The organism is Pseudomonas sp. F(2018) (genome assembly GCF_005508865.1).
Taxonomy (GTDB): Bacteria; Pseudomonadota; Gammaproteobacteria; order Pseudomonadales; family Pseudomonadaceae; genus Aquipseudomonas.
The window spans coordinates 1,177,167-1,201,794 of record NZ_SCOM01000002.1; the positions used below are offsets into that span (position 1 = coordinate 1,177,167).

At 64.4% G+C, this 24,628-nt stretch carries 26 protein-coding genes and 1 tRNA gene; 16 read left to right on the forward strand and 11 right to left on the reverse strand.

Features of this window, described 5'->3' with window-relative positions:
- Nucleotides 1-44: 44 nt before the first annotated feature.
- Entirely contained in the window at nucleotides 45-689 is a 645-nt protein-coding gene (gene uvrY / locus FFS62_RS13620; RefSeq protein WP_137973333.1) for a UvrY/SirA/GacA family response regulator transcription factor, read from the reverse strand.
- Between the two features lie 494 nt (nucleotides 690-1,183).
- Here uvrY and FFS62_RS13625 point away from each other — a divergent pair, with 494 nt between their 5' ends.
- Complete coding sequence (locus tag FFS62_RS13625) at nucleotides 1,184-2,464, forward strand: hypothetical protein (protein WP_137973334.1); 1,281 nt, start codon at nucleotides 1,184-1,186, stop codon at nucleotides 2,462-2,464.
- A 69-nt stretch (nucleotides 2,465-2,533) separates the two neighbouring features.
- Here the strand turns inward: FFS62_RS13625 and FFS62_RS13630 are convergent.
- A tRNA-Ser gene (locus tag FFS62_RS13630) sits at nucleotides 2,534-2,623 on the reverse strand.
- Between the two features lie 121 nt (nucleotides 2,624-2,744).
- On the opposite strand from FFS62_RS13630, the gene FFS62_RS13635 reads away from it, so the two are divergent.
- The 7 genes from FFS62_RS13635 to FFS62_RS13665 all read left to right on the forward strand — a co-directional run bounded on the left by FFS62_RS13635 (nucleotide 2,745) and on the right by FFS62_RS13665 (nucleotide 6,970).
- Nucleotides 2,745-3,413, forward strand: a complete 669-nt coding sequence (locus tag FFS62_RS13635; protein ID WP_137973335.1) for a Bax inhibitor-1/YccA family protein — start codon at nucleotides 2,745-2,747, stop codon at nucleotides 3,411-3,413.
- Nucleotides 3,414-3,505: 92 nt separating this feature from the next.
- Nucleotides 3,506-3,898 (forward strand): sulfurtransferase complex subunit TusD, encoded by a 393-nt coding sequence (gene tusD, locus FFS62_RS13640; protein WP_137973336.1) that lies wholly within the window; start codon nucleotides 3,506-3,508, stop codon nucleotides 3,896-3,898.
- The gene (gene tusC / locus FFS62_RS13645; protein ID WP_137973337.1) at nucleotides 3,898-4,257 is read left to right on the forward strand and encodes a sulfurtransferase complex subunit TusC; all 360 of its coding nucleotides are present in this window, start codon (nucleotides 3,898-3,900) and stop codon (nucleotides 4,255-4,257) included. Before tusD ends, tusC begins: the two co-directional genes overlap by 1 nt.
- The gene (tusB, locus tag FFS62_RS13650; protein WP_137973338.1) at nucleotides 4,257-4,556 is read left to right on the forward strand and encodes a sulfurtransferase complex subunit TusB; all 300 of its coding nucleotides are present in this window, start codon (nucleotides 4,257-4,259) and stop codon (nucleotides 4,554-4,556) included. The genes tusC and tusB overlap by 1 nt, the downstream gene beginning before the upstream one ends.
- A complete protein-coding gene (locus FFS62_RS13655) occupies nucleotides 4,553-4,888 on the forward strand; it encodes a TusE/DsrC/DsvC family sulfur relay protein (protein ID WP_137973339.1) in 336 nt (111 codons plus the stop codon). The genes tusB and FFS62_RS13655 overlap by 4 nt, the downstream gene beginning before the upstream one ends.
- A 10-nt stretch (nucleotides 4,889-4,898) precedes the next feature.
- Complete coding sequence (locus tag FFS62_RS13660) at nucleotides 4,899-5,882, forward strand: glycosyl transferase family protein (RefSeq protein ID WP_137973340.1); 984 nt, start codon at nucleotides 4,899-4,901, stop codon at nucleotides 5,880-5,882.
- A gap of 86 nt (nucleotides 5,883-5,968) precedes the next feature.
- Complete coding sequence (locus tag FFS62_RS13665; RefSeq protein ID WP_137973341.1) at nucleotides 5,969-6,970, forward strand: glutathione S-transferase family protein; 1,002 nt, start codon at nucleotides 5,969-5,971, stop codon at nucleotides 6,968-6,970.
- 12 nt (nucleotides 6,971-6,982) lie between these two features.
- Here the strand turns inward: FFS62_RS13665 and cysG are convergent, their stop codons facing one another.
- The 6 genes from cysG to ftsK form a co-directional block, all read right to left on the reverse strand.
- Nucleotides 6,983-8,362, reverse strand: coding sequence for a siroheme synthase CysG (gene cysG, locus FFS62_RS13670; protein WP_137973342.1), 1,380 nt, complete (start codon nucleotides 8,360-8,362; stop codon nucleotides 6,983-6,985).
- A gap of 70 nt (nucleotides 8,363-8,432) precedes the next feature.
- Nucleotides 8,433-9,713 (reverse strand): serine--tRNA ligase, encoded by a 1,281-nt coding sequence (gene serS / locus FFS62_RS13675; RefSeq protein ID WP_137973343.1) that lies wholly within the window; start codon nucleotides 9,711-9,713, stop codon nucleotides 8,433-8,435.
- 13 nt (nucleotides 9,714-9,726) lie between these two features.
- Nucleotides 9,727-10,101: a fluoride efflux transporter CrcB gene (gene crcB, locus FFS62_RS13680; protein WP_137973344.1), complete on the reverse strand. Its 375-nt coding sequence runs from the start codon at nucleotides 10,099-10,101 to the stop codon at nucleotides 9,727-9,729.
- Nucleotides 10,098-11,423, reverse strand: a complete 1,326-nt coding sequence (locus FFS62_RS13685; protein WP_137973345.1) for a replication-associated recombination protein A — start codon at nucleotides 11,421-11,423, stop codon at nucleotides 10,098-10,100. The genes crcB and FFS62_RS13685 overlap by 4 nt, the downstream gene beginning before the upstream one ends.
- 17 nt (nucleotides 11,424-11,440) lie before the next feature.
- Nucleotides 11,441-12,067, reverse strand: coding sequence for an outer membrane lipoprotein chaperone LolA (gene lolA, locus FFS62_RS13690; RefSeq protein ID WP_137973346.1), 627 nt, complete (start codon nucleotides 12,065-12,067; stop codon nucleotides 11,441-11,443).
- Nucleotides 12,068-12,081: 14 nt separating this feature from the next.
- Nucleotides 12,082-14,490, reverse strand: a complete 2,409-nt coding sequence (gene ftsK / locus FFS62_RS13695) for a DNA translocase FtsK (RefSeq protein WP_171016329.1) — start codon at nucleotides 14,488-14,490, stop codon at nucleotides 12,082-12,084.
- A gap of 211 nt (nucleotides 14,491-14,701) precedes the next feature.
- Between ftsK and trxB the strand changes: the two genes are divergently transcribed.
- From trxB to infA, 4 genes are all read left to right on the forward strand, one after another.
- Nucleotides 14,702-15,649 (forward strand): thioredoxin-disulfide reductase, encoded by a 948-nt coding sequence (gene trxB / locus FFS62_RS13700; RefSeq protein WP_137973347.1) that lies wholly within the window; start codon nucleotides 14,702-14,704, stop codon nucleotides 15,647-15,649.
- A gap of 45 nt (nucleotides 15,650-15,694) precedes the next feature.
- On the forward strand, nucleotides 15,695-16,375 hold the full coding sequence (aat, locus tag FFS62_RS13705) for a leucyl/phenylalanyl-tRNA--protein transferase (RefSeq protein ID WP_137973348.1): 681 nt from the start codon (nucleotides 15,695-15,697) through the stop codon (nucleotides 16,373-16,375).
- Between the two features lie 67 nt (nucleotides 16,376-16,442).
- Nucleotides 16,443-17,150 carry an arginyltransferase gene (locus FFS62_RS13710; RefSeq protein WP_137973349.1) on the forward strand — a complete coding sequence of 236 codons (708 nt, stop codon included), beginning with the start codon at nucleotides 16,443-16,445 and terminating at the stop codon, nucleotides 17,148-17,150.
- Between the two features lie 133 nt (nucleotides 17,151-17,283).
- On the forward strand, nucleotides 17,284-17,502 hold the full coding sequence (gene infA / locus FFS62_RS13715) for a translation initiation factor IF-1 (RefSeq protein WP_137973350.1): 219 nt from the start codon (nucleotides 17,284-17,286) through the stop codon (nucleotides 17,500-17,502).
- A gap of 83 nt (nucleotides 17,503-17,585) precedes the next feature.
- Here infA and clpA read toward each other — a convergent pair whose 3' ends face one another.
- Together clpA and clpS are read right to left on the reverse strand one after the other, a co-directional pair.
- A complete protein-coding gene (gene clpA / locus FFS62_RS13720; RefSeq protein WP_137973351.1) occupies nucleotides 17,586-19,856 on the reverse strand; it encodes an ATP-dependent Clp protease ATP-binding subunit ClpA in 2,271 nt (756 codons plus the stop codon).
- A gap of 29 nt (nucleotides 19,857-19,885) precedes the next feature.
- Complete coding sequence (gene clpS, locus FFS62_RS13725; protein ID WP_137973352.1) at nucleotides 19,886-20,248, reverse strand: ATP-dependent Clp protease adapter ClpS; 363 nt, start codon at nucleotides 20,246-20,248, stop codon at nucleotides 19,886-19,888.
- A gap of 230 nt (nucleotides 20,249-20,478) precedes the next feature.
- Between clpS and cspD the strand changes: the two genes are divergently transcribed.
- Nucleotides 20,479-20,742 (forward strand): cold shock domain-containing protein CspD, encoded by a 264-nt coding sequence (gene cspD, locus FFS62_RS13730; RefSeq protein WP_137973353.1) that lies wholly within the window; start codon nucleotides 20,479-20,481, stop codon nucleotides 20,740-20,742.
- A gap of 61 nt (nucleotides 20,743-20,803) precedes the next feature.
- On the opposite strand, the gene icd is transcribed toward cspD, so the two are convergent.
- On the reverse strand, nucleotides 20,804-22,060 hold the full coding sequence (gene icd / locus FFS62_RS13735; RefSeq protein WP_137973354.1) for an NADP-dependent isocitrate dehydrogenase: 1,257 nt from the start codon (nucleotides 22,058-22,060) through the stop codon (nucleotides 20,804-20,806).
- 316 nt (nucleotides 22,061-22,376) lie between these two features.
- On the opposite strand from icd, the gene FFS62_RS13740 reads away from it, so the two are divergent.
- From FFS62_RS13740 to hflD, 3 genes are all read left to right on the forward strand, one after another.
- Nucleotides 22,377-22,823: an NUDIX hydrolase gene (locus FFS62_RS13740; protein ID WP_137973355.1), complete on the forward strand. Its 447-nt coding sequence runs from the start codon at nucleotides 22,377-22,379 to the stop codon at nucleotides 22,821-22,823.
- A gap of 67 nt (nucleotides 22,824-22,890) precedes the next feature.
- A complete protein-coding gene (gene mnmA / locus FFS62_RS13745) occupies nucleotides 22,891-24,009 on the forward strand; it encodes a tRNA 2-thiouridine(34) synthase MnmA (protein WP_137973356.1) in 1,119 nt (372 codons plus the stop codon).
- Complete coding sequence (gene hflD, locus FFS62_RS13750; protein WP_137973357.1) at nucleotides 24,006-24,626, forward strand: high frequency lysogenization protein HflD; 621 nt, start codon at nucleotides 24,006-24,008, stop codon at nucleotides 24,624-24,626. Before mnmA ends, hflD begins: the two co-directional genes overlap by 4 nt.
- Nucleotides 24,627-24,628: the final 2 nt, after the last annotated feature.

Here is a 24,628-nt window from a genome sequence, read left to right on the forward strand (position 1 = left end):
AGAGGACGCAGTCTACGTCCTCTTCCCTGGCTTGCCTAAGACTCTCAGCTGACGGCATCGACCATGCCGTGACGCACGGCCAGCAGGGCCAACTCCACGTCACTGGTGATCGAGAGCTTCTCGTAGATGCGATAGCGGTAGGTATTCACGGTTTTCGGCGACAGGCACAGCTTGTCGGAAATGGTCTGCACCTTCTGGCAGTTGGCGATCATCAGCGCGATCTGAATCTCGCGCTCGGACAGCAGATCGAACGGAGAGCCGCCGCTGTTGGGCTGGAAGGACTTCAGCGCCAGTTGCTGGGCGATCTGCGGGCTCAGGTAGCGCTGGCCGGCGAAGGCCATGCGGATGGCCTGGACCATTTCCTCCAGTGCCGCGCCCTTGGTCAGGTACCCGGCGGCGCCGGCCTGCAGCAGGCGGGTGGGAAACAGATCGTCCTCACAGGCGGTGACCGCGACGACCTTCAGATCGGGATGGCTGCGCAGCAGCTTGCGGGTGGCTTCGAGGCCGCCGATGCCGGGCATCTTGACGTCCATCAGGACCACGTCCGGACGCACCTCGCGCACCTTCTTCAGCGCTTCCTCACCGGAGTCGGCCTGGCCGATCACCTGCAGGCCGTCGATGTCGGCCAACATGCGGGTGATACCCGTTCTAACCAGATCGTGGTCGTCGACCACCAGCACCTTAATCAAGCGACACCTCGCTGCACCTTTGTCGCAACACAGCAATCAACGAACTTAGCTTGGCGCATCTGCGCCAGAAAGCAAACGCCAGAAAACCGTACTTGGCAGGAAATTCGATACGGAAAAGTGGCGCGGGCCAGCTCTCCCAAAGATTGCGATTCACCGCATCAGCCGCCCCGATTTCGTCCTGAATCGGCTTAGCAAGAGGCCTCGAATGTTACACGCATCGCCCGCCACCAGCAAAGCGCAGCGGCACTTTTGGCACGCCAGAACCAAAAACTTATTCACTTAAATATCAATGAGTTAATTGACACCAAGTCAATAAAGTTGCGACAGGATTGCAAATTCATCCCGAACTCATACCGCTCACCCGCAGCCGCAACGGGAACTCATGCCGGTGCAGAAGCATCGACACACAGGCGCGAGGCGAAAGACCCAAGCAACAGCAACCCAGGAAACCGTCCATGGCGATGACTAGAACCGCAGGAATGCTTGGCCTATCCGTGCTGCTGATCGGCTGCTCGCAACCCTTCAAGTCACCCACCAGCGCCGACCTGACCCAGGCCGGCCGTTACCGCGAAGCGGCAGCGCTCAATCTTGAAGATGCCCACCGCAGCGAGCGGCAGCAGTTCTGGAGCAGCGCGGTGTCCTATTACGTCATGGCGGCGGACAACTACAGGCAGAGCGGCCTGCCCGAACGCGAGCTGTCGGCGCTGATGGATGGTCGAGGTGCTGCACTACGGGCCCGGGACCAACCCGAGGAAAGCATGGACCGCAGCCCACGAGAAGGTGGCGCCGTCAGCCGGATCGAGGGACGCCTGGCCGAGTACTGGCTGAAACGCGACAAGGACAGGGCCGTCGAACACTACCAAGCCCTGCTCGCGAAGCAGGGCGACGTTCGCATGCTCTATGGCGGCCCGGGCCTGGAGCTGGTCAAAGCCGCCAGTCGCTCCGAGGCTCTACGCAACCCGAACCTGACCATGCGGCTCTACCTGTTCGGCCTCTCTGGCCAGTATGTAGAGGACGGCGATCTGTATCCCCAGCTGGCCCTCGATTTCGCCAGGCAACATGGTTATGCCAATGAGGCCGGACAACTGCGCAAGCGATTGGTCAGGGTGAAACAGGTGCAGGCCGAAACGGCTCCCGGCTCAAGGAGCGACGATGCGCGGGAGCAGATGCGCATCGCCAAGGCCAGGCGCGATCAGTATGCCGAGCTAGGCGAAGCCACACTGGCGGCGGTCTATGCCGACCAGGCAGAGCGCCATGCTCGCTTCATCGCGGGCAGGCCGGCAGAGGAGCGCAGCGCTGTGATCGACAGGGGCCTCGAGCGTCTCGCCGCGCAACTGGCCAGCGTCGGCAAGGCGCGCCCCGCGGCGAAACCCTCGCCGCCACCTACCCCACAGCCCGGCGCCGAGACCGTCAACACCTGCATCCAGATCGCCAGCGGCGGCCCCAACATCATCACCCTGATCAACAACTGCAGCCACAACGTGAGTGTGGCCTGGTGCTACATCCCGGCGCCCGGCGCGTTGCAGTCAGACCGGCTGGCCGTTCAGGGCAACCAGATCTGCATCCACAACGGCACCGACTTCCCCCGCACAGTGCTGGGCCGCTCCGGCACCGATGCCGACCTGTCCAAGAGCTACCATTCGTGGGAGCTGCCCTACAGCCAGAACACCATCTACCACCTCGCCTGCAACGCCGGTGCCGATGGCAAGGCGCTGCCGCAGGTCAGCGGCTTCGACGACAGCCTGCAAGGCAGCTGCCCGGCTCCCACCAAGTGAAAGCCGCCGAGCACTTTCTGCGGGCATAAAAAAGGGCCTAGACGCCGTCTAGACCCTTGATTGTCAAATTGGTGGAGGGCCAGGGATTCGAACCCTGGGAACGCTTTCACGTTCGACGGTTTTCAAGACCGTTGCATTCAACCGCTCTGCCAACCCTCCGCGTTGCGGGCCGCCATACTACCCGAACGCAACACACTGTCAAACTCTCGCAATTGGCAGGCAGACCTGCTCTGTTATGATCGACCCGACCACGGATTTTCACCCCCTCAGGAGGGATGCCATGCACGAGCAAGACTACGCACTCGCCCACGCGCAGACGGACCAGCTGGAAACCAGCAAAGTCCTGCGCAACACCTACGGCCTGCTGGCCATGACCCTGGTGTTCAGCGCGCTCTGCGCCTTCTTCAGCGCCCAACTGGGCCTGCCGCACCCGGGCTTCCTCATCACCCTGGTCGGTTTCTATGGCCTGTTCTTCCTCACCGCCAAGCTGCGCAACAGCGGTTGGGGCCTGCTCTGCGCCTTCGCCCTGACCGGTTTCATGGGCTACGTGCTGGGCCCGATCCTCAACATCTATGCCGGCATGGCCAACGGTAGTGAGCTGATCGTCAGCGCATTGGGCATGACCGCCCTGGTGTTCTTCGGCCTGTCCGCCTACGTGCTGACCACCCGCAAGGACATGAGCTTCCTCGGCGGCTTCATCACCGCGGGCTGCTTCGTCCTGCTGGGCGCCATGGTGGCTGGCTTCTTCTTCCAGATCAGCGGCCTGCAACTGGCCATCAGCGCCGGCTTCGTGCTGTTCGCCTCGGCCTGCATCCTGTATCAGACCAGCGAAATCATCCACGGCGGCGAGCGCAACTACGTGATGGCCACCATCAGCCTGTACGTCTCGATCTACAACCTGTTCGTCAGCCTGCTGCAGATCTTCGGCATCATGGGCAGCGACGACTGATTCGCCGCACCGTTGAACGAGCCCGCTTCGGCGGGCTTTTTCATGCCTCGGCGTTTATCATGGCGACATCCGCAAATAGCCGCAGACTCGCCATGAAGTTCGCCATCGCCCTGTTCGCCCCGAGCCATGCGCCCTCCTCGCGCCGCGCCCTGCGCTTCGCCCAGGCGGCGCTGGATGGCGGCCACCAGATCGCCCGCCTGTTCTTCTATCAGGACGGTGTGCACAGCGCCTCCGGCAACATCGCCAGCCCGCAGGACGAACTCGACCTCTCCGGCGAATGGCGCGCCTTCGTGCAACAGCACCAGCTCGACGCCGTGGTGTGCATCGCCGCCGCCCTGCGCCGCGGTGTGCTCAACACCGAGGAGGCGCAGCGCTACAACAAACCGGCCGCCAACCTGGACGCGCCCTGGGAGCTGTCCGGCCTCGGCCAGCTGCATGAAGCGGCGCAGATGGCGGACCGCCTGATCTGCTTCGGAGGCCACTGATGAGCAAATCGATGCTGATCATCAGCCGCCAGGCGCCCTGGGCCGGCCCGTCCGCCCGCGAGGCGCTGGATATCGCCCTGGCCGGCGGCGCCTTCGACCTGCCGCTGGGCCTGCTGTTCCTCGACGACGGGGTGTTCCAACTGGCCGCCGGCCAACAGCCCGGCGCACTACAGCAGAAGGACCTGAGCGCCAACCTGCAGGCGCTGCCGCTGTTCGGCGTGGAGGAACTGTTCGTGTCCAGCCGCAGCCTGGCCGAGCGCGGCCTGGATGAAGCGGCGCTGGCGCTGCCCGCCCAACGCCTGGACGATACCGCCCTCACCCTGCTTCTCGACCGTTTCGATCTGGTAGTGACGATCTGATGGCCACCCTGCACCTGCTTTCCCACTCGCCCTTCAGCGACAGCCGCCTGAGCAGCTGCCTGCGCCTGCTCGGCCCCGAAGATGGCCTGCTCCTGACCGGCGACGCCGTGTACGCCCTGCAGCCCGGCACCGCCCAGCTGCAGGCGCTGCAGCTGATGCCCGCAGGCATCGCCCTGTACGCACTGGAAGAAGACCTGCAGGCCCGAGCGTTGCAAGCTCCCGCTCGCGCCCAGGCCATCGACTACCCGGCCTTCGTCGAGCTCTGCGGCCGCTATGCCAAGGTCAACAGCTGGCTATGAGCACCCTGCAGATCGACGGCCGCGAGATCGCTCTGGACCAGGATGGCTACCTGGCGGACCTGGCCGACTGGTCGCCGGCCACTGCGGAAGCCCTGGCCGCCGGCGAGGAGATCCAGCTGTCCAGCGAGCACTGGGAGATCCTCGAACTGCTACGCGGCTTCTACGCCGAGTTCCAGCTGTCGCCGGCCACCCGCCCGCTGATCAAGTACGTAGCCCTCAAGCTGGGCCCGGAGAAAGGCAACAGCCTGCACCTCAACCGCCTGTTCAAGGGCACGCCAGCCAAGCTCGCCGCCAAGCTGGCCGGCCTGCCGAAACCCACGAACTGCCTGTGAAAACCTCGCCATGAACCTCGTCGCCCCGCCGGAACACCCCTTCGCCCAGTTCGTGCGCATCCTCGGCAAGGGCAAGCGCGGCGCCCGCAATATGACCCGCGAGGAAGCGCGCGAGGCCATGGGCATGCTGCTCGACGGCAAGGTCGAGGACACCCAGCTGGGCGCCTTCCTCATGCTGCTGCGGCACAAGGAGGAAAGCGCCGAGGAGCTGGCCGGTTTCGCCGAAGCCATTCGCCAGCGCCTGAATGCGCCGCAGATCGCCGTGGACATCGACTGGCCGACCTATGCCGGCAAGAAGCGCCACCTGCCCTGGTTCCTGCTGGCGATCAAGGCGCTGGCCGGCAGCGGCCTGCGCATCCTGATCCATGGCGGCGGTGCGCATACCGCCGGGCGCCTGTACAGCGAACAGCTGCTGCAGACGCTGGAGATCCCGCTGTGCGCCGACTGGAGCGAGGTCGGCGCCGCCCTGGACAAGCACAACCTGGCCTTCACCCCGCTGGGGACCTGGGCGCCACAGCTGCAGCGCATGATCGACCTGCGCAATACCCTGGGCCTGCGCTCGCCGATCCACTCGCTGGCGCGCATCCTCAACCCGCTGGGTGCGCGGGTCGGACTGCAGAGCATCTTCCACCCCGGCTACCAGGCGGTGCATCGCGAGGCCAGCCAGCTGCTCGGCGACCACGCCATCGTGGTCAAGGGCGAAGGCGGCGAGATCGAGGTCAACCCGGACGGCATCTGCCATCTGTACGGCACCGAGAACGGCGAGAACTGGGACGAAGAGTGGCCCGCCCTCTCCACCCAGCGCCACGTCAAGCCGGAGAGCCTGGACCCACAGCAGCTGCTGGCCTTCTGGCGCGGCGAGCGGCAGGACAGCTACGGCGAACTGGCGGTGCAGAGCACCATGGCGCTGGCGCTGCACGCGCTGGGTCATGAACGCCAGGCGGCCTTCGCCGAGGCCCGCCGGCGCTGGGATGCACGCCAATTATCGGAATGACCGATAGTTGTAGCCTTATTTTTGCACTTATTCATCGAGCACAAATCAATAGACTGTCCCCCTAATCATTCATGAGGGAGCCAGTCATGGGACAGCTCATCGCTGGTCAATGGCATGACCAATGGTACGAGAACGGCAAGGACGGCCGTTTCCAGCGCGAGAACGCGCAACGGCGCAGCTGGATCACCCGTGACGGCACGCCCGGCCCGAGCGGCGAAGGCGGCTTCCGCGCCGAGGCCGGCCGCTACCACCTCTACGTCTCCCTGGCCTGCCCCTGGGCCCATCGCACGCTGATCTATCGCCAGCTCAAGGGCCTGAGCGAGCTGATCGACGTCTCCGTGGTCAGCTGGCTGATGCGCGAACAGGGCTGGACCTTCGATACCGAGACCGGCTCCAGCGGCGACGCCCTGGACGGCCTGCAGTTCCTGCATCAGCGCTACACCCTGGACGATGTGCATTACACCGGCCGGGTGACCGTGCCACTGCTGTGGGACAAGCAGCAGGGGCGCATCGTCAGCAACGAGTCGGCGGAGATCATCCGCATGTTCAACTCAGCCTTCGACGGGATTACCGGCAACACACTGGATTTCTACCCCGAGCCGCTACGCGTCGAGATCGACGAACTCAACGCACGCATCTACTCGGCGGTGAACAACGGTGTGTATCGCGCCGGCTTCGCCACCACCCAGGAAGCCTACGAGGAGGCCTTCGGCACGCTGTTCGACGAACTGGACCACCTGGAGCAGCTACTGGGCCAGCGCCGCTACCTGACCGGCGAGCACCTGACCGAGGCCGATATCCGCCTGTTCACCACGCTGATTCGCTTCGACGCGGTGTACCACGGCCACTTCAAGTGCAACCTGAGACGCCTGACGGACTACCCGAACCTCAGCGGTTGGCTGCGCGAGCTGTACCAGTTACCAGGCGTGGCGCAGACCGTGGACTTCCAGCACATCAAGCACCACTACTACGCCAGCCACCGCACCATCAACCCGACCGGCATCGTGCCGCTGGGCCCGCAGCAGCGCTTCGATGAGCCCCATGGGCGCGAACACCTGAGCGGGCGCGGTATCGCCCGCAAAGGATGAGGTGCCGAAGGCTTACTGGGCCTTGTCGAACCAGGCCAGCTTCTCGCGCAGGGTGACCACTTCGCCGACGATCACCAGGGTCGGCGCATGCACCTCGTGCTCGGCCACCAGCTGCGGCAGGTTGGCCAGGGTGCCGGTGAACACCCGCTGGTTCTGCGTGGTGCCCTGCTGCACCAGGGCCGCCGGCGTGTCGGCGGCGCGACCGTGGGCGATCAGCTCCTGGCAGATGCTCGGCAGGCCGACCAGGCCCATGTAGAACACCAGGGTCTGGCCCGGCGCCACCAGATCGGCCCAGGGCAGGTCGGTGCTGCCATCCTTGAGGTGGCCGGTGACGAAGCGTACCGACTGGGCATGGTCGCGATGGGTCAGCGGGATGCCGGCGTAAGCCGCGCAACCGGAGGCCGCAGTGATGCCAGGCACCACCTGGAACTGGATACCCTCGGCGGCCAGCTGCTCGATCTCCTCGCCGCCACGGCCGAAGATGAACGGATCGCCGCCCTTCAGGCGCAGCACGCGCTTGCCCTGCTTGGCCAGGTCCACCAGCAGCTGGTTGATCTCCTCCTGCGGCACCGCATGCTCGGAGCGGCGCTTGCCGACGTAGATGCGCTCGGCATCGCGGCGGCACAGTTCGATGATGGCCGGCGCCACCAGGCGGTCGTAGAGCACCACGTCGGCCTGCTGCATCAGGCGCAAGGCGCGGAAGGTCAGCAGGTCGGGGTCACCCGGACCCGCGCCCACCAGGTACACCTCGCCCAGGGCGCGCGGCGCGGCGCCGGCGACCTTGGCTTCGAGCAGACGCTCGCCCTCGGCCAGTTTGCCGGCGAACACACTCTCGGCGATCTGCCCCTGGAACACGTCTTCCCAGAACACCCGACGCTGCTGAACATCGGGGAACAGCTGCTTGACCCGCTCGCGGAATTTCTTCGCCAGACCGGCCAATTGCCCATAGGTGGCGGGAATCCAGGTCTCGATCTTGGCGCGGATCAGCCGCGCCAGCACCGGCGCGTCGCCGCCACTGGTCACCGCCACGATCAGCGGCGAGCGGTCGACGATGGCCGGGAAGATCACGCTGCACAGGGCCGGCGCGTCGACCACATTGACCGGGATGCCCAGCGCCTGGGCCTCGGCGGAGATACGCGCATTGAGCGGCTCGTCGTCGGTGGCGGCGATCACCAGGGCCACGCCCTGCAGGTCCGCCGACTGATAGCCGCGCAGGAACACGCCCTCCGCGCCGGCCAGCTCGCGCAGCTCGCCACGCACCTCCGGTGCCACTACGCGCAGTTGCCCACCGGCATCACTGAGCAGGCGCGCCTTGCGCAGCGCGACCTCGCCACCGCCGACGACCAGCACGACACGCCCCTGAAGCTTGTGGAACAGCGGAAGGAAATCCATGACTCACTCTCACCAGAGATAAAAAACGGGGTGGCCATCGCCACCCCGTATTCTGCATTGCAATCAGGCCTTAGCCGATGATCTCGATGCCGCCCATATAGGGCTTGAGCACGTCCGGCACGCGGATGCTGCCGTCGGCCTGCTGGTAGTTCTCCAGCACCGCCACCAGGGTACGGCCTACCGCCAGGCCGGAGCCGTTGAGGGTGTGCACCAGTTCCGGCTTGCCGGTTTCCGGGTTGCGGTAGCGCGCCTGCATGCGGCGGGCCTGGAAATCGCCGCAGTTGGAGCAGGAGGAAATCTCGCGGTACTTGTCCTGGCTCGGCACCCAGACTTCCAGGTCGTAGGTCTTCACTGCACTGAAGCCCATGTCGCCGGTGCACAGGGCCAGCTTGCGGTACGGCAGCTCGAGCAGCTGCAGCACGCGCTCGGCGTTGGCAGTCATGCCTTCCAGGGCCTCGAAGGAGGTGGCCGGGTCGACGATCTGCACCATCTCGACCTTGTCGAACTGATGCTGGCGGATCATGCCGCGGGTGTCACGACCGGAGGCGCCGGCTTCGCTGCGGAAGCACGGGGTGTGTGCGACGAACTTCAGCGGCAGCTGCTTGGCGTCGAGGATCTCGCCGGAGACGATGTTGGTCAGCGACACCTCGGCGGTGGGGATCAGGTAGAAGTCCGCCTCGCCTTCGCGGCTGATCTTGAACAGGTCTTCCTCGAACTTCGGCAGCTGGCCGGTGCCCTGCAGGGCCGGGGCCTGCACCAGGTACGGGGTGTAGGCCTCCTCGTAGCCGTGCTCGCCGGTGTGCAGATTGATCATGAACTGGGCCAGGGCGCGGTGTAGGCGGGCGATGGGGCCGCGCAGCAGGGCGAAACGAGCGCCGGAGAGCTTGGCGGCGGTCTCGAAGTCCAGCCAGCCGTGCTGTTCGCCGAGGGCGACGTGGTCCTTGATCGCGAAATCGAAGCTGCGCGGGGTGCCCCAGCGCGCCACCTCGACGTTGCCGTCTTCGTCGGCACCGACCGGCACGGACTCGTGCGGCAGGTTGGGGATGTTCAGCAGCAGGTTGTCCAGCTCGGTCTGGATGGCGTCCAGCTCGCGCTTGCCCTCTTCCAGATCGCTACCCATCTTGTCGACTTCCGCCAGCAGCGGCGCGATGTCCTCGCCACGGGCCTTGGCCTGGCCGATAGACTTGGAGCGGGAGTTACGCTCGGCCTGCAGCTGTTCGGTGCGCATCTGCACCGACTTGCGCTGGGACTCGAGCGCTTCGAAGCGCGCCACGTCCAGTTGGAAGCCACGGGTAGCCAGGCGGTCCGCGATGTCCTGCAGTTGGGTACGGACCAGTTTGGAGTCGAGCATGGGAGGTTCTCGTTCAGAGCTTGGTTAATGTCAGGCCGGCCCAAGTAGCGAGCAGGCCGCCCAACACGCTGGCGGCCGCATAGCCGATGGCTACGGGTGCCTGGCCGTTTTCCAGCAGGCGCAGCGTGTCGAGGGAAAAGGATGAAAACGTGGTCAGGCCACCGAGGAAACCGACCATCAACCCGGCGCGCAGCGCTTCCGGCACTTCCGGGCGCATGAGGAACAGGCCATACAGATAGCCGATCATCAGACAGCCAACCAGGTTGACCGCCAGGGTAGCGCTGTAGAAATGCTGGGGAAAGTGGCTGGTGACCCAGTTGCCGGTCGTGTAGCGCACTAACGTACCGATCATGCCGCCTAGGGCGACGGCGAAGACCACGCCGATCATGGCTTGCGCCTCCGCCTTGGGCTGGCCGCATCCAGGCTCGCCAGGTGGGCCAGCTTGTCGCGAATCTTCAGCTCCAGGCCGCGTGGCACCGGCTCGTAGTAGCGGCGCGGCTCCAGCTCCTCGGGGAAATAGTCCTCGCCGGCAGCATAGCCGTCCGGCTCGTCGTGGGCGTAGCGGTATTCGTCGCCGTAGCCCAGCTCCTTCATCAGCTTGGTCGGCGCGTTGCGCAGGTGCAGGGGCACCCCCAGCGAACCGTGCTCGGCGGCCTCGCGCATGGCGGCCTTGAAGCCCATGTACACCGCGTTGCTCTTCGGCGCGCAGGCGAGATAGACGATGGCCTGGGCCACCGCCAGCTCGCCCTCGGGGCTGCCTAGACGCTCCTGCACATCCCAGGCATTCAGGCACAGGGTCAGGGCGCGCGGGTCGGCGTTGCCGATGTCCTCGCTGGCCATACGCACCACACGACGGGCCAGGTACAGGGGGTCGCAGCCGCCGTCGAGCATGCGCGCGTACCAGTACAGCGCAGCATCGGGGTTGGAGCCGCGCACCGACTTGTGCAGCGCGGAAATCTGGTCGTAGAAGGCCTCGCCGCCCTTGTCGAAACGGCGGCGGCTGTCACCCAGCAGGTTCTGCAGCAGCTCGATGCCGATCTCGCCGCCGTCCTCTACCAGGTCGGTAGCGTTCTCCAGCAGGTTGAGCAGCCGCCGACCATCGCCGTCGGCGGCGGCCAGGAGAATCTGGAAGCTCTCTTCCGGCAGGCTCAGGTTGTGCTTGCCCAGGCCCTTGTCCTCGGTCAGAGCGCGGTGCACCAGCTTGCGCATGGCCGCCTCGTCCAAGCTCTTCAGCACATAGACACGGGCCCGCGACAACAGCGCGTTGTTCAGCTCGAAGGAGGGATTTTCCGTCGTCGCGCCGATAAAAATCAGCGTGCCGTCTTCCACATAGGGCAGGAAGGCATCCTGCTGGCTCTTGTTGAAGCGGTGCACCTCGTCGACGAAGAGGATGGTGCGACGGCCGTACTGGGCCGCCTGCTGCTTGGCCATCTCCACCGACTGGCGGATTTCCTTCACGCCGGAGAGCACGGCGGAAATCGTCTCGAAGTGCGCATCGGAGACCTGGGCCAGCAGCTTGGCCAGGGTGGTCTTGCCGACCCCGGGCGGGCCCCAGAAGATCATCGAGTGCAGCGCGCCCTGCTCCAGCGCCTCGCGCAGCGGCTTACCCGGACCCAGCACATGCTCCTGCCCGGCGTACTCGTCCAGGCTGGTGGCGCGCAGGCGCGCCGCCAGGGGCTGGGCGACAGGGGCGGAGCGGAACAGATCCACGGTGTGCGGCGGCCTCGTTATTCCTGGATGACGTCGGCGCCTTCCGGCACCTGGAAGTCGAACTGCGCGGCATCCAGCTTCTCGTTCATCTTCACGCCGAGGAACAGGATGTTGGTGCGCTGGCCGATGCTGTCGATCAGCTGCATGTCGTTGATCATGCCCTTGCGGAAGGACAGGCGCAGGTTGTCGAACAGGGTGTCCTTGGCCTTCGGCTTGAGGATAAAGTCGACCACGTCACCGCCTTCCTTGAAGGTGATCTCGAAGTTCTCGCGGATCTTCGACACATCACCGGACAGCAGCAGCGCCGGTGTGTGGGTCAGGCGCTGGTCGAGGGTCTGGATGGTCACCTGCATCAGGTCCGGGTCGTACAGCCAGACCTTCTGGCCGTTGGACACCAGCAGTTGCTCCTGCGGTGCATCGGTGTGCCAGCGAAACAGGCCCGGGCGCTGCAGCGCCAGCTGGCCGGAGGTTTCCTGCAGCTGGGTGCCGCTGCCATCCAGGGTCAGCTGGGAGAAGCGTCCGGTCAGGGTCTGGGCGCGGTCGAGCAGGCCGGTCAGGCGCTTCACCGCGGCCTCGTCGTCGGCATGGGCAAAAACGGGGCTGCAGGCCAGCGCGGCCAGCAGCAGCATGCGAATCAGGCGCATGGAAATCCTCTTGGTCAGTCTCGGGACGGCCCCGGCGCGATGACTTCGCGCGAGCCGTTGGTGTTCATCGCGGTCACCACGCCGGCCATTTCCATGGCCTCGATCATGCGCGCGGCGCGGTTGTAGCCGATCTTCAGCTTGCGCTGCACGGCGGAAATCGAGGCGCGGCGGCTCTCCAGGACGAAATTGACGGCCTCGTCGTACAGCGGATCTTCCTCGCTGCCCTCACCGCCTTCGCCACCGCCACTGCTGCCGTCGAAGCCGCTACCGGCCTCTTCGACGCCGGCCAGGATGTCTTCGATGTAGTCCGGCGCGCCGCGCTGCTTCCAGGCCTCGACCACGCGATGCACTTCATCGTCAGAGACGAAGGCGCCATGCACGCGAATCGGCAGGCCGGTGCCCGGCGGCAGATAGAGCATATCGCCGTGGCCCAGCAGCTGCTCGGCGCCACCCTGGTCGAGGATGGTGCGCGAGTCGATCTTGCTGGATACCTGGAAGGCCATGCGGGTCGGGATGTTGGCCTTGATCAGGCCGGTGATCACGTCCACCGATGGGCGCTGGGTAGCCAGGATCAGGTGGATGCCGGCGGCCCGCGCCTTCTGTGCGATACGCGCGATCAGCTCTTCGACCTTCTTGCCGACGATCATCATCATGTCGGCGAATTCGTCGACCACCACAACGATGGTCGGCAGGGTCTTCAGCAGCGGCGCCTCGTCTTCCATCGACTGGCGCTTGTACAGCGGGTCGGACAGCGGCGTGCCAGCCTCCTCGGCGTCCTTCACCTTGCGGTTGAAGCCGGCCAGGTTGCGCACGCCCATGGCCGCCATCAGCTTGTAGCGGCGCTCCATCTCGGCCACCGACCAGCGCAGGGCGTTGGCAGCCTCCTTCATGTCGGTTACCACCGGGCACAGCAGGTGCGGGATGCCCTCATAGATCGATAGTTCGAGCATCTTCGGGTCGATCATGATCATCCGCGCGTCTTCCGGGCCGGACTTGAACAGGATCGACAGGATCATGGCGTTGACGCCCACCGACTTACCGGAGCCGGTGGTACCGGCCACCAGCAGGTGCGGCATCTTGGCCAGGTCGGTGATCACCGGCTTGCCGCCGATGTCGTGGCCCAGTGCCAGGGTCACGGGAGACTTGGCGTCGTCGTATTCCGGCGAAGACAGCACCTCGGAGAAGCGCACGATCTGGCGATCTTCGTTGGGAATCTCGATGCCGACGGTGGTTTTGCCCGGGATGACCTCGACCACGCGCACGCTGATCACCGCCAGCGAGCGCGCCAGGTCTTTGGCCAGGTTGGAAATGCGGCTGACCTTGACGCCGATGCCCGGCTGGATCTCGAAACGGGTGATCACCGGGCCCGGATGCACGGACTCCACCACCACCTCGACGCCGAACTCCTTGAGCTTGATCTCCAGCAGGCGCGACATGGCCTCCAGCGACTCGGGCGAGAAGCTCTTCTGCTTCTTCTCCGCCACATCAAGGATGGAAATCGGCGGCAGGGTGCCGGCGACCGCGGAATCCTCGAACAGGGAAACCTGCTTTTCCTTGAGTACGCGCTTGCTCGGCTCGGCAGCCTTGGGCGGTGGCGGCGGCGCGATAACCGGAGCGACGCGGGTCTCGCGCTCGACCATGTGCTTGGCCAGGGTCTCCTCGCGCTCGATCAGGCGCTCCTTGACCTTGGCCTGCTCGCGGCGGTCCGAAACCACGGGCGCCGCCACCTCGGCGACACGCGCATCCACCTCGCGCAGCTGGGCCACCAGCTGCTTGCGTTGCAGGCGGGCCTCCCACCAGCGGGTGATCAGGCTATTCACCAGTTCGATCAGGTCGAGGGTGATCTTGCCGGTCAGGTCCATTAGTTTGAACCAGGACAGGTCGGCAAACACGGTCAGGCCGAACAGGAACAGCGCCAGGAACATCAGCGTGCTGCCCTGCACATTGAGCGCATCCTTGGCCAGTTGGCCGAGGCTCTCGCCCAGAGCGCCACCGGCCGAAGCCGGCAAGCCAGGGGCGGACTGGAACTGGATATGCGCCAGGCCGGCGCCGGCCAGCACCAGGAAAACCAGGCCGATCAGGCGCCAGGAGAACAACCAGCCGCTCCATTGCCAGGGTTGGTTGCGATTACGGAACACCTGCCAGGTCTTCACCGCCAGCAGCAGCGGGAACAGGTAGGCGAAATAGCCCAGGGCCATGAACAGGATGTCGGCGCACCAGGCACCGGCGCGGCCGGCGGCGTTCTGCACCTGTTGGGTGCTGCTGGTATGGCTCCAGCCCGGATCGTTCTGGTCGTAGGTCAGCAACGCCATCCACAGGATCAGGCAGAGCGCGCCGAGCGCGATCAGGACACCTTCCTTGAGGCGGTACTGCAATTGCTGGCGCCAGACCGGGGCCTGAGCTGCTGTGCTGGAATTCTTCAAAACGCTGTCATTCCTGCGCTCGGGGCGCGACTGACGATCGGTGGAACACGCAAAGTGGCGACCATTGTACAAATTTACAGGTATCGTGCCAGGCCGCCGGGCCGTTTTGCCGGCTTATCCTGCTTCGGTGTAGCATACCCGGCTATCTCTTACGTGCGGCTCAATTGGAGCATGCATTCTCTTTTGTGACAAAGGCTTATGGGGTCTTTTTATGAGCGAAGTCAAGCATTCACGCCTGATCATCCTGGGCTCCGGCCCGGCCGGCTACACCGCTGCCGTCTACGCCGCCCGCGCCAACCTCAAGCCTGTCGTGATCACCGGAATTCAGCCCGGCGGCCAGCTCACCACCACCACCGAAGTCGACAACTGGCCGGGTGACGTACACGGCCTGACCGGCCCGGCGCTGATGCAGCGCATGCAGGAACACGCCGAGCGCTTCGATACCGAGATCGTCTACGACCACATCCACACCGCCGAGTTGCAGAGCAAACCCTTCACCCTCAAGGGCGACAGCGGCACCTACACCTGTGACGCCCTGATCATCGCCACCGGCGCCAGCGCCCAGTACCTAGGCCTGCCGTCCGAGGAAGCCTTCGCCGGCAAGGGCGTGTCCGCCTGCGCCACCTGCGACGGCTTCTTCTACCGCAACCAGGTGGTCTGCGTGATCGGCGGCGGCAATACCGCCGTCGAGGAAGCGCTGTATCTGTCGAACATCGCCAAGGAAGTCCACCTGATCCACCGCCGCGACAAGCTGCGCTCGGAGAAGATCCTGCAGGACAAGCTGTTCGACAAAGCCGCCAACGGCAACGTGCGCCTGCACTGGAACCACACCCTGGACGAAGTGCTGGGCGACAACACCGGCGTGACCGGCGTACGCCTGAAGAGCACCGCCGACGGCAGCACCAAGGAGCTGCAGCTGGCCGGCGTGTTCATCGCCATCGGCCACAAGCCCAACACCGACTTGTTCCAGGGCCAGCTGGAAATGCGCGACGGCTATCTGGTCATCCAGGGCGGCAGCGAAGGCAACGCCACCGCCACCAGCATCGAGGGCGTATTCGCCGCTGGCGACGTGGCCGACCACGTCTACCGCCAGGCCATCACCTCGGCAGGTGCCGGCTGCATGGCCGCGCTGGACGCCGAGAAGTACCTCGACGTCTGAGCCCATGGGCGGGCGCCTGACGCCCGCCCTGCCCTCCCCCTCCGCATGCTGACCTGGCTACAGCGCGACTCGCTGGACTTTCCACCACTGGACAAGGCCCTGCGCGAGCCCAATGGCCTGCTCGCCGCCGGCGGCGATCTGTCCGCGCAACGCCTGATCGCCGCCTACCGGCACGGCTGCTTCCCCTGGTTCTCCGAGGGCCAGCCACTGCTCTGGTGGTCGCCCGATCCGCGCACCGTGCTGATTCCCGACGAATTCCACCTGTCACGCAGCCTGGCCAAGCTGATCCGCCAACAGCGCTATCGCGTGACCTTTGATCAGGATTTCGCCGCCGTCATCGAGGGCTGCGCCGGCCCGCGCGATTACGCCGACGGCACCTGGATCACCGACTCGATGCGCAGCGCCTATCTGGAACTGCACAGCCGCGGATTTGCCCATTCGGTGGAAGTGTGGGACGGCGAGCTGCTGGTCGGCGGGCTCTATGGCCTGGCCATGGGCCGGCTGTTCTTCGGTGAGTCGATGTTCAGCCGCGCCGACAATGCCTCCAAGGTCGGCTTCGCCACTCTGGTCGGCAGGCTGCGGGATTGGGGCTTCGCCCTGATCGACTGCCAGATGCCGACCCAGCACCTGCACAGCTTCGGCGCGCGCCCCATCGCCCGCGAGGAGTTTGCCGACTACCTGCAGCGTTACCTGGACCAGCCCAGCACTGCCGACTGGCAGCCATGAAGCGGGCCTGTGGTAGCAGTCAGTAGCCTGACATACACTTGTCCCAGGGGTTTCCCGAGGGTTGACCATGACCGAGCTGGCTCGCCTCAAGTTCTACGCCACTCAGCCACATCCATGCAGCTACCTGCCCGAAGAACAGGCCACCACCCTGTTCCTCGATCCCAGCCAGCCCATGGATGTGCAGGTCTATGCCGAACTGTCGGAAATGGGCTTCCGCCGCAGCGGTGACCACCTCTATCGCCCACACTGCCAGCGCTGCACCGCTTGCGTGCCGGCGCGCATCCCCGCCGACCAGTTCATCCCCAGCCGCCAGCAGAAACGCATCCTCAAGCGCAACGCCGATATCCAGGTACGCGCCGTGCGCCCTGCATTCAGCGAGGAGTACTATGCCCTCTACGTGCGCTACATTGAGCAGCGCCACGCCGACGGCGACATGTATCCGCCGAGCCGCGACCAGTTCAGTACCTTCCTGGTCCGCGATCTGCCATTCGCTCGCTTCTATGAATTCCGCCTGGCAGGAACGCTGGTCGCGGTGGCCGTGACCGACGTATTGCCCAACGGTCTATCGGCGGTCTACACCTTCTACGACCCCGCCGAGGAACGCCGCAGCCTCGGCCGCTTCGCCATTCTCTGGCAGATCGGCGAGGCTGCACGTTTGGGGCTGCAGGCGGTCTATCTCGGCTACTGGATCAAGAATTGCCGGAAGATGAGCTACAAGACCCAGTACCGCCCCATCGAGCTGTTCGTCAATCAGCGCTGGGTCGTACTGACCTGAGCACAACGGCCACGGCCATTTCCCGACTCTCCAGCCACTTGGCGGCCCTTACCCTTTTCGGGCACAATGCACGCCGCTTTTGCCTGGGCGTCGTTGCACCGGGCCAATCTTTGGATACCGAGGGCTTTACTGCATGTCGAAAGAAGACAGCTTCGAATTGGAAGGTACTGTCGTCGACACCCTGCCCAACACCATGTTCCGTGTGGAGTTGGAAAACGGGCACGTCGTTACCGCGCACATCTCCGGCAAGATGCGCAAGAACTACATCCGCATTCTGACTGGCGACAAGGTCCGCGTCGAACTGACGCCGTATGACCTGAGCAAGGGCCGCATCACCTATCGCGCCCGCTGATTCCGCCCTGGCGGAGTCGACCAGACAAGGTCCGAATACAAAAACGCCCGGCATCGCCGGGCGTTTTCGTTTGCCTACGGATATCAGGCCGGCTCGGCCGTAGTCTCGAACTCGAAGTGCAGCTCGCCAGCTTCCAGGTCGATGTGCACTACGCCGCCATGCTCGGCCAGTTCGCCGAACAGGATCTCTTCGGCCAACGGCCGCTTGATCTTGTCCTGAATCAGCCGCGCCATCGGGCGTGCGCCCATCTGCACGTCGTAGCCACCCTCCGCCAGCCAGCCACGCGCCGCGTCGCTGACCACCAGCTGCACCCGCTTGTCCTCCAGCTGCGCCTGCAGTTCGGTGAGGAACTTGTCGACGATGCTCTTGATCACTTCGTGGGTCAGGCGGCCGAACTGGATGATGGTATCCAGGCGGTTGCGGAACTCCGGCGTGAAGCTCTTCTTGATCACTTCCATGGCGTCGGACGAATGGTCCTGCAGGGTGAAGCCGATCGACGCACGCGCCGCGGTTTCCGCGCCGGCGTTGGTGGTCATGATCAGGATCACGTTGCGGAAGTCCGCCTTGCGCCCGTTGTTGTCGGTCAGCGTGCCGTGATCCATCACCTGCAGCAGCAGGTTGAAGACCTCCGGGTGAGCCTTCTCGATTTCGTCCAGCAGCAACACGCAGTGCGGCTGCTTGGTGATGGCCTCGGTCAGCAGACCACCCTGGTCGAAACCGACATAGCCGGGCGGAGCACCGATCAGGCGCGACACGGTGTGGCGCTCCATGTACTCGGACATGTCGAAGCGCACCAGCTCGATGCCCATGGCCTTGGCCAACTGGCGAGCGGCCTCGGTCTTGCCCACGCCGGTCGGACCGGCGAACAGGAAGGAGCCCACCGGTTTGTCCGGCGCCTTGAGACCGGCGCGAGACAGCTTGATGGCGGTGGACAGCGAATCGATCGCCGCATCCTGGCCGAACACGGTGAGCTTGAGATCGCGCTCCAGGTTGCGCAGCAACTCCTTGTCCGAGCTGCTGACATGCTTCGGCGGAATCCGCGCGATCTTCGCGACGATATCCTCGACCTGGGCCACTTCGATGCGCTTGGCGCGCTTCTCTTCCGGCTGCAAGCGCTGATAGGCACCCGCCTCGTCGATCACGTCGATGGCCTTGTCCGGCATGTGCCGGTCATTGATGTAGCGCGCCGCCAGCTCGGCCGCTGCGCGCAGGGCCTCGTCGCTGTACTCGATGTGGTGATGCTGCTCGAAGCGCGCCTTGAGCCCCTTGAGGATACCGACGGTGTCTTCCACAGACGGCTCGGTGACATCGACTTTCTGGAAGCGCCGCGCCAGGGCCCGATCCTTCTCGAAGATGCCGCGGAATTCCTGGAAGGTGGTGGAGCCGATGCAGCGGATCTCACCGGACGACAGCAGCGGCTTGAGCAGGTTGGAGGCATCCATCACCCCACCCGAGGCCGCACCGGCACCGATGATGGTGTGGATCTCGTCGATGAACAGGATCGCGTGCGGGCGCTTGCGCAGCTCGTTGAGTAGCGCCTTGAAGCGCTTCTCGAAGTCGCCGCGGTACTTGGTGCCAGCCAGCAGCGCACCGAGATCGAGGGAGTAGACCACGCTCTCGGACAACAGATCCGGCACCTGGCCGTCGACGATGCGCTTGGCCAGGCCTTCGGCGATGGCGGTCTTGCCGACCCCGGCCTCACCGACCAGCAGCGGGTTGTTCTTGCGGCGGCGCGCGAGAATCTGTGCCACGCGCTCGACCTCGTGCTCACGCCCTACCAGCGGATCGATGCGACCCAGACGCGACAGTTCATTGAGGTTGCTGGCGTAGGCATCCAGCGGATTGCCCGAGGCTGCGGACTCACCGCCCTCCTCGTCCTGCATTTCCTGCTCGTTCTCGTGGTGGTCGGCATGGCCCGGCACCTTGGAGATGCCATGGGCGATGTAGTTGACCACGTCGATGCGGGCGACGCTCTGCTGCTTGAGCAGGAACACCGCCTGGCTTTCCTGCTCGCTGAAGATCGCGACCAGCACGTTGGCGCCAGTGACTTCGCGCTTGCCGGAACTCTGCACGTGGAATACGGCACGCTGCAGCACGCGCTGGAAGCCCAGGGTTGGCTGGGTCTCACGCTCTTCGTCGTGCTGCGGAATCAGTGGGGTGGTGGAGTCGATGAACTCCTGCAGATCATGCCGGAGCTTGTCCAGGTTGGCGCCACAGGCGCGCAGTACGGTTGCTGCAGCCTCGTTATCCAGCAAGGCGAGAAGCAGGTGCTCGACCGTCATGAACTCATGGCGCTTGGCACGTGCCTCCTTGAAGGCCAGATTGAGGGTGACTTCCAGCTCTCGATTCAACATAGCTTCACCTCTTGCCCAAGCGGGACGGCTCAACCGTCCTTTTCTATCTCACAGAGTAGCGGATGCTGGCTTTCCTTGGCGTACTGGTTGACCTGCATCGCCTTGGTCTCTGCGATATCGCGAGTAAACACCCCGCAGATTGCCTTTCCTTCCGTATGTACAGTAAGCATGACCTTGGTGGCCAGCTGCCGGTTCATACCAAAGAACAGCTCTAGTACTTCGACCACAAAATCCATCGGAGTGTAATCGTCGTTGAACATCAGCACCTTATACAGAGGCGGTGCCTGCAGTGCCGGCTTCGCTTCCTGCACTGCCAGGCCGGTCGAATCGTCCTCGTGCTCGCTCGGACGATCTTGATTGAATGTTAGTCGAATCTGGCTGCGTGGATGCATGCTGAACTAATGGTCTCGTGACCGGTCGGAGGTTGATGCTAGACGGAGTTTGATCGGTTTCTCAGCCGGCCGCCCTAGCACCTTGACTAAAGGCAAAACGGTGTTACAAACAGTGAATACCCTTCTCGGGTATCGGGGTTCCGCGGCTAGTGCCCTTACGGCCGAAGTCGGACGTGGAGCTGAAGTGGATGATACTCCAGTGATGGAGTCCTTTGCAGAGGGATGTCAGCATGCTCAGCGGTAAGGTCAAGTGGTTCAACAACGCCAAGGGCTACGGATTCATCGTGGCCGATGGCCGAGATGAGGACCTGTTCGCCCATTACTCGGCTATCCAGATGGACGGCTACAAGACTCTCAAGGCCGGTCAAGCGGTCAAGTTCGATATTGTGCAAGGTCCCAAGGGCCTGCATGCAGTCAATATCAGCCCGATTCTGGCAACCAGTGAATCCCCGGCGACCACCAGCTCGCCGCAAAGCACTCCGGTAGAAGCCTGATAAGAGAGCTTAAATAAAAAAGGCCGGTCAATGACCGGCCTTTTTGTTTACCACTCGTCGCTTACATGTGGGCGATGAGGGCGTCGCCGAACTCGGAGCAGGACAGCAGCTTGGCGCCTTCCATCAGACGCTCGAAGTCGTAAGTCACGGTCTTCGCGGCGATGGCACCGTTGGTGCCCTTGATGATCAGGTCGGCAGCTTCCAGCCAGCCCATGTGGCGCAGCATCATCTCGGCAGAGAGGATGACCGAACCCGGGTTGACCTTGTCCAGACCGGCGTACTTCGGCGCGGTGCCGTGGGTAGCTTCGAACATGGCCACGCTATCGGACAGGTTGGCGCCCGGAGCGATACCGATACCACCCACTTCCGCCGCCAGGGCGTCGGACAGGTAGTCACCGTTCAGGTTCAGGGTGGCGATCACGTCGTACTCGGCCGGACGCAGCAGGATCTGCTGCAGCATGGCGTCGGCGATGGCGTCTTTCACCACGATGTTCTTGCCGGTGTTCGGGTTCTTGAACTGCATCCACGGGCCGCCGTCCAGCAGCTCGGCGCCGAACTCGTCACGCGCCACTTCGTAGCCCCAATCTTTGAAGGCACCTTCAGTGAACTTCATGATGTTGCCTTTGTGCACGATGGTCAGCGAGTCGCGGTCGTTGTCGACGGTGTACTGCAGAGCCTTGCGCACCAGACGCTTGGTGCCTTCTTTGGACACCGGCTTGACGCCGATACCGCAGTCCTGGTCGAAACGGATCTTGGTGACGCCCATTTCTTCTTTCAGGAACTTGATGACCTTGGTCGCTTCTGGCGAACCGGCCTTCCACTCGATACCGGCATAAATGTCTTCCGAGTTTTCGCGGAAGATGGTCATGTCGACGTCGCCTGGCTTCTTGACCGGGCTAGGCACGCCTTCGAACCAGCGCACCGGACGCAGGCAGACGTACAGGTCCAGCTCCTGGCGCAGGGCCACGTTCAGCGAACGGATGCCACCGCCGACCGGAGTGGTCAGAGGGCCCTTGATGGACACGACGTAGTCGCGCACGGCTTCCAGAGTTTCTTTCGGCAGCCAGGTGTCCTGGTCGTAGACCTGGGTGGCTTTTTCGCCGGCGTAGACTTCCATCCAGGCGATCTTGCGCTCGCCGCCGTAGGCTTTCTGGACGGCAGCGTCGACGACCTTGATCATCACCGGGCTGATATCGACACCGATGCCATCACCTTCGATGAAGGGGATGATCGGGTTGTTCGGCACGTTCAGGGACATGTCGGCGTTGACGGTGATTTTGTCGCCGTTCGCAGGCACCTGGATCTTCTGGTATCCCATGCTGGACTCCGTTTGTTTTCGTGGTCTGACAATCCGTCGAACGGGTGGCGCGACGGACGATACTTTGGGTCTCGGAAAGGTGCCGCATTCTTGTAGTTTTTCTACAGAAAGTCACGCACTTTTCGACATTTACTGACAGCCTGGTGACAGCCTAGACTGCTTAGATCCTGGCCCGGCGCCATTCGTGTAGTCAAACTACAGGCACGCTACAGAATGTCCCGCAAGGGCGTTTTCAATCCTAGCAGCTCGGCTCCAGAATGCTTTGACTTCGGTCTCAGCCGACAGTTAGCCCCGTTGCTTCGCAGAGGTTTCCGCAATGCGCTTTACCCCCCACGTCACAGTCGCCACCGTCGTCGAGGACCAGGGCCGCTTCCTGCTGGTCGAGGAGCTGGCCGGCGGCCAGGCGGTATTTAACCAGCCTGCCGGCCATCTGGAAGCCGACGAAAGTCTGATCGAGGCAGCCCTGCGCGAAACCCTGGAAGAAACCGGCTGGCAGGTCGAGCTGACCGCCGTCACCGGCATCTACCTGTATACCGCACCGAGCAATGGCGTGACTTACCAGCGCGTATGCTTCGCCGCCAGGCCGCTGCGCCACCTGCCGGATTCGCCGCTGGACGAGGGCATCATCGGCCCGCAATGGCTGACCCGCGACGAGCTGGCCGCCCAGCCCGAACGCTGGCGCAGCGAACTGGTGCTGCGCTGCATCGATGACTACCTGGCCGGCGAACGCCACTCCCTGAGCCTGATCCGCGACCCGGCCTGATTCGCCGCGCAGCGCCCGCTCCTGATAGAATCGTCCACTTTCTGCAGTCAGCCCCCTTCGAATTCCCATGCGCGAACCAGCCAATACCCGAGTGATCGTCGGCATGTCCGGCGGCGTCGACTCTTCCGTTTCCGCCCTCCTGCTGCTCGAGCAGGGCTACCAGGTGGAAGGCCTGTTCATGAAGAACTGGGAAGAAGACGACGGCACCGAATACTGCACCGCCATGGACGACCTGGCCGACGCCCAGGCCGTGTGCGACCGCATCGGCATCAAGCTGCACACCGCCAACTTCGCGGCGGAATACTGGGACAACGTGTTCGAGCACTTCCTCGCCGAATACAAGGCCGGACGCACGCCGAACCCGGACATCCTGTGCAACCGCGAGATCAAGTTCAAAGCCTTCCTCGACTACGCACTGAGCCTCGGCGCCGATCTGATCGCCACCGGCCACTATGTGCGCCGCCGCGATGTCGACAGCCGCAGCGAACTGCTCAAGGGCCTCGACCCGAACAAGGACCAGAGCTACTTCCTGCACGCCGTCGGCGGCGAGCAGATCGGCCGCACCCTGTTCCCGGTCGGCGAACTGGAGAAGCCGCAGGTGCGCGCCATCGCCGAGAAGTACGAACTGGCGACCGCCAAGAAGAAGGACTCCACTGGCATCTGCTTCATCGGTGAACGCCGCTTCAGCGACTTCCTCAAGCAGTACCTGCCGGCCCAGCCGGGCGACATCGAGACCACCGAGGGCGAAGTCATCGGCCGCCACGTCGGCCTGATGTACCACACCATCGGCCAGCGTCAGGGCCTGGGCATCGGCGGCCTGAAGAATGCCGGCGACGACCCCTGGTATGTGCTGGCCAAGGACCTGACCCGCAACGTGCTGGTGGTCGGCCAGGGCAACGAACACCCCTGGCTGTTCTCCCGCGCCCTGCTCGCCTCCGAGATCTACTGGGTCAACCCGGTCGATCTGCACATCCCGCGCCGCCTCACCGCCAAGGTGCGCTACCGCCAGGCCGACCAGGCCTGCACCCTGGAGAAGACCGAGAACGGCTACCGCGCCGTGTTCGACGAGCCGCAGCGCGCCGTCACCCCGGGCCAGTCCGTGGTGTTCTACGACGGCGAGATCTGCCTCGGCGGCGGTGTGATCGAGACGGCCGAGCCCTGGTTCGAGGGAGCCGGCCTGGCATGAGCCCCATTCAGGAACAACTGATCGCCCTCTCCGCCGTGTTCCAGGCCGCCAGCCTGGTGGACAAGCTGGCACGCACCGGTCAGGTCAGCGACGCCCAGCTTGGCTGCCTGCTCGGCAGCCTATTGGTGCGCGATCCGAAGAGCACCCTGGAAGTCTACGGCGGCGACGATCTCAATCTGCGTGAGGGCTACAAGGCCCTGGTCAGCACCCTGGAACGCAACCCGGCCAGCCTGCAGCGCGAGCCGCTGCGCTACGCCCTGGCCCTGCTCGGCCTGGAGCGCCAACTGGCCAAGCGTGACGACATGCTGCAGACCGTCGGCAACCGCCTCGACCAGATCCAGAATCAGGTCGAGCACTTCGGCCTGACCCACGACAACGTGGTGGCCGCCTGTGGCGGGCTGTACCAGGACACCATCAGCACCTTCCGTCAGCGCATCCAGGTGCACGGCGACATGCGCTTCCTGCAACAGCCGGCCGTAGCCTCCAAGGTGCGCGCCCTGCTGCTCACCGGCATTCGCTCGGCGCGCCTGTGGCGCCAGCTCGGCGGTCACCGCTGGCAGCTGGTGTTCAGCCGCGGCAAGCTGCTCAAGGAACTCTATCCGCTGCTGCGGAGCTGAGC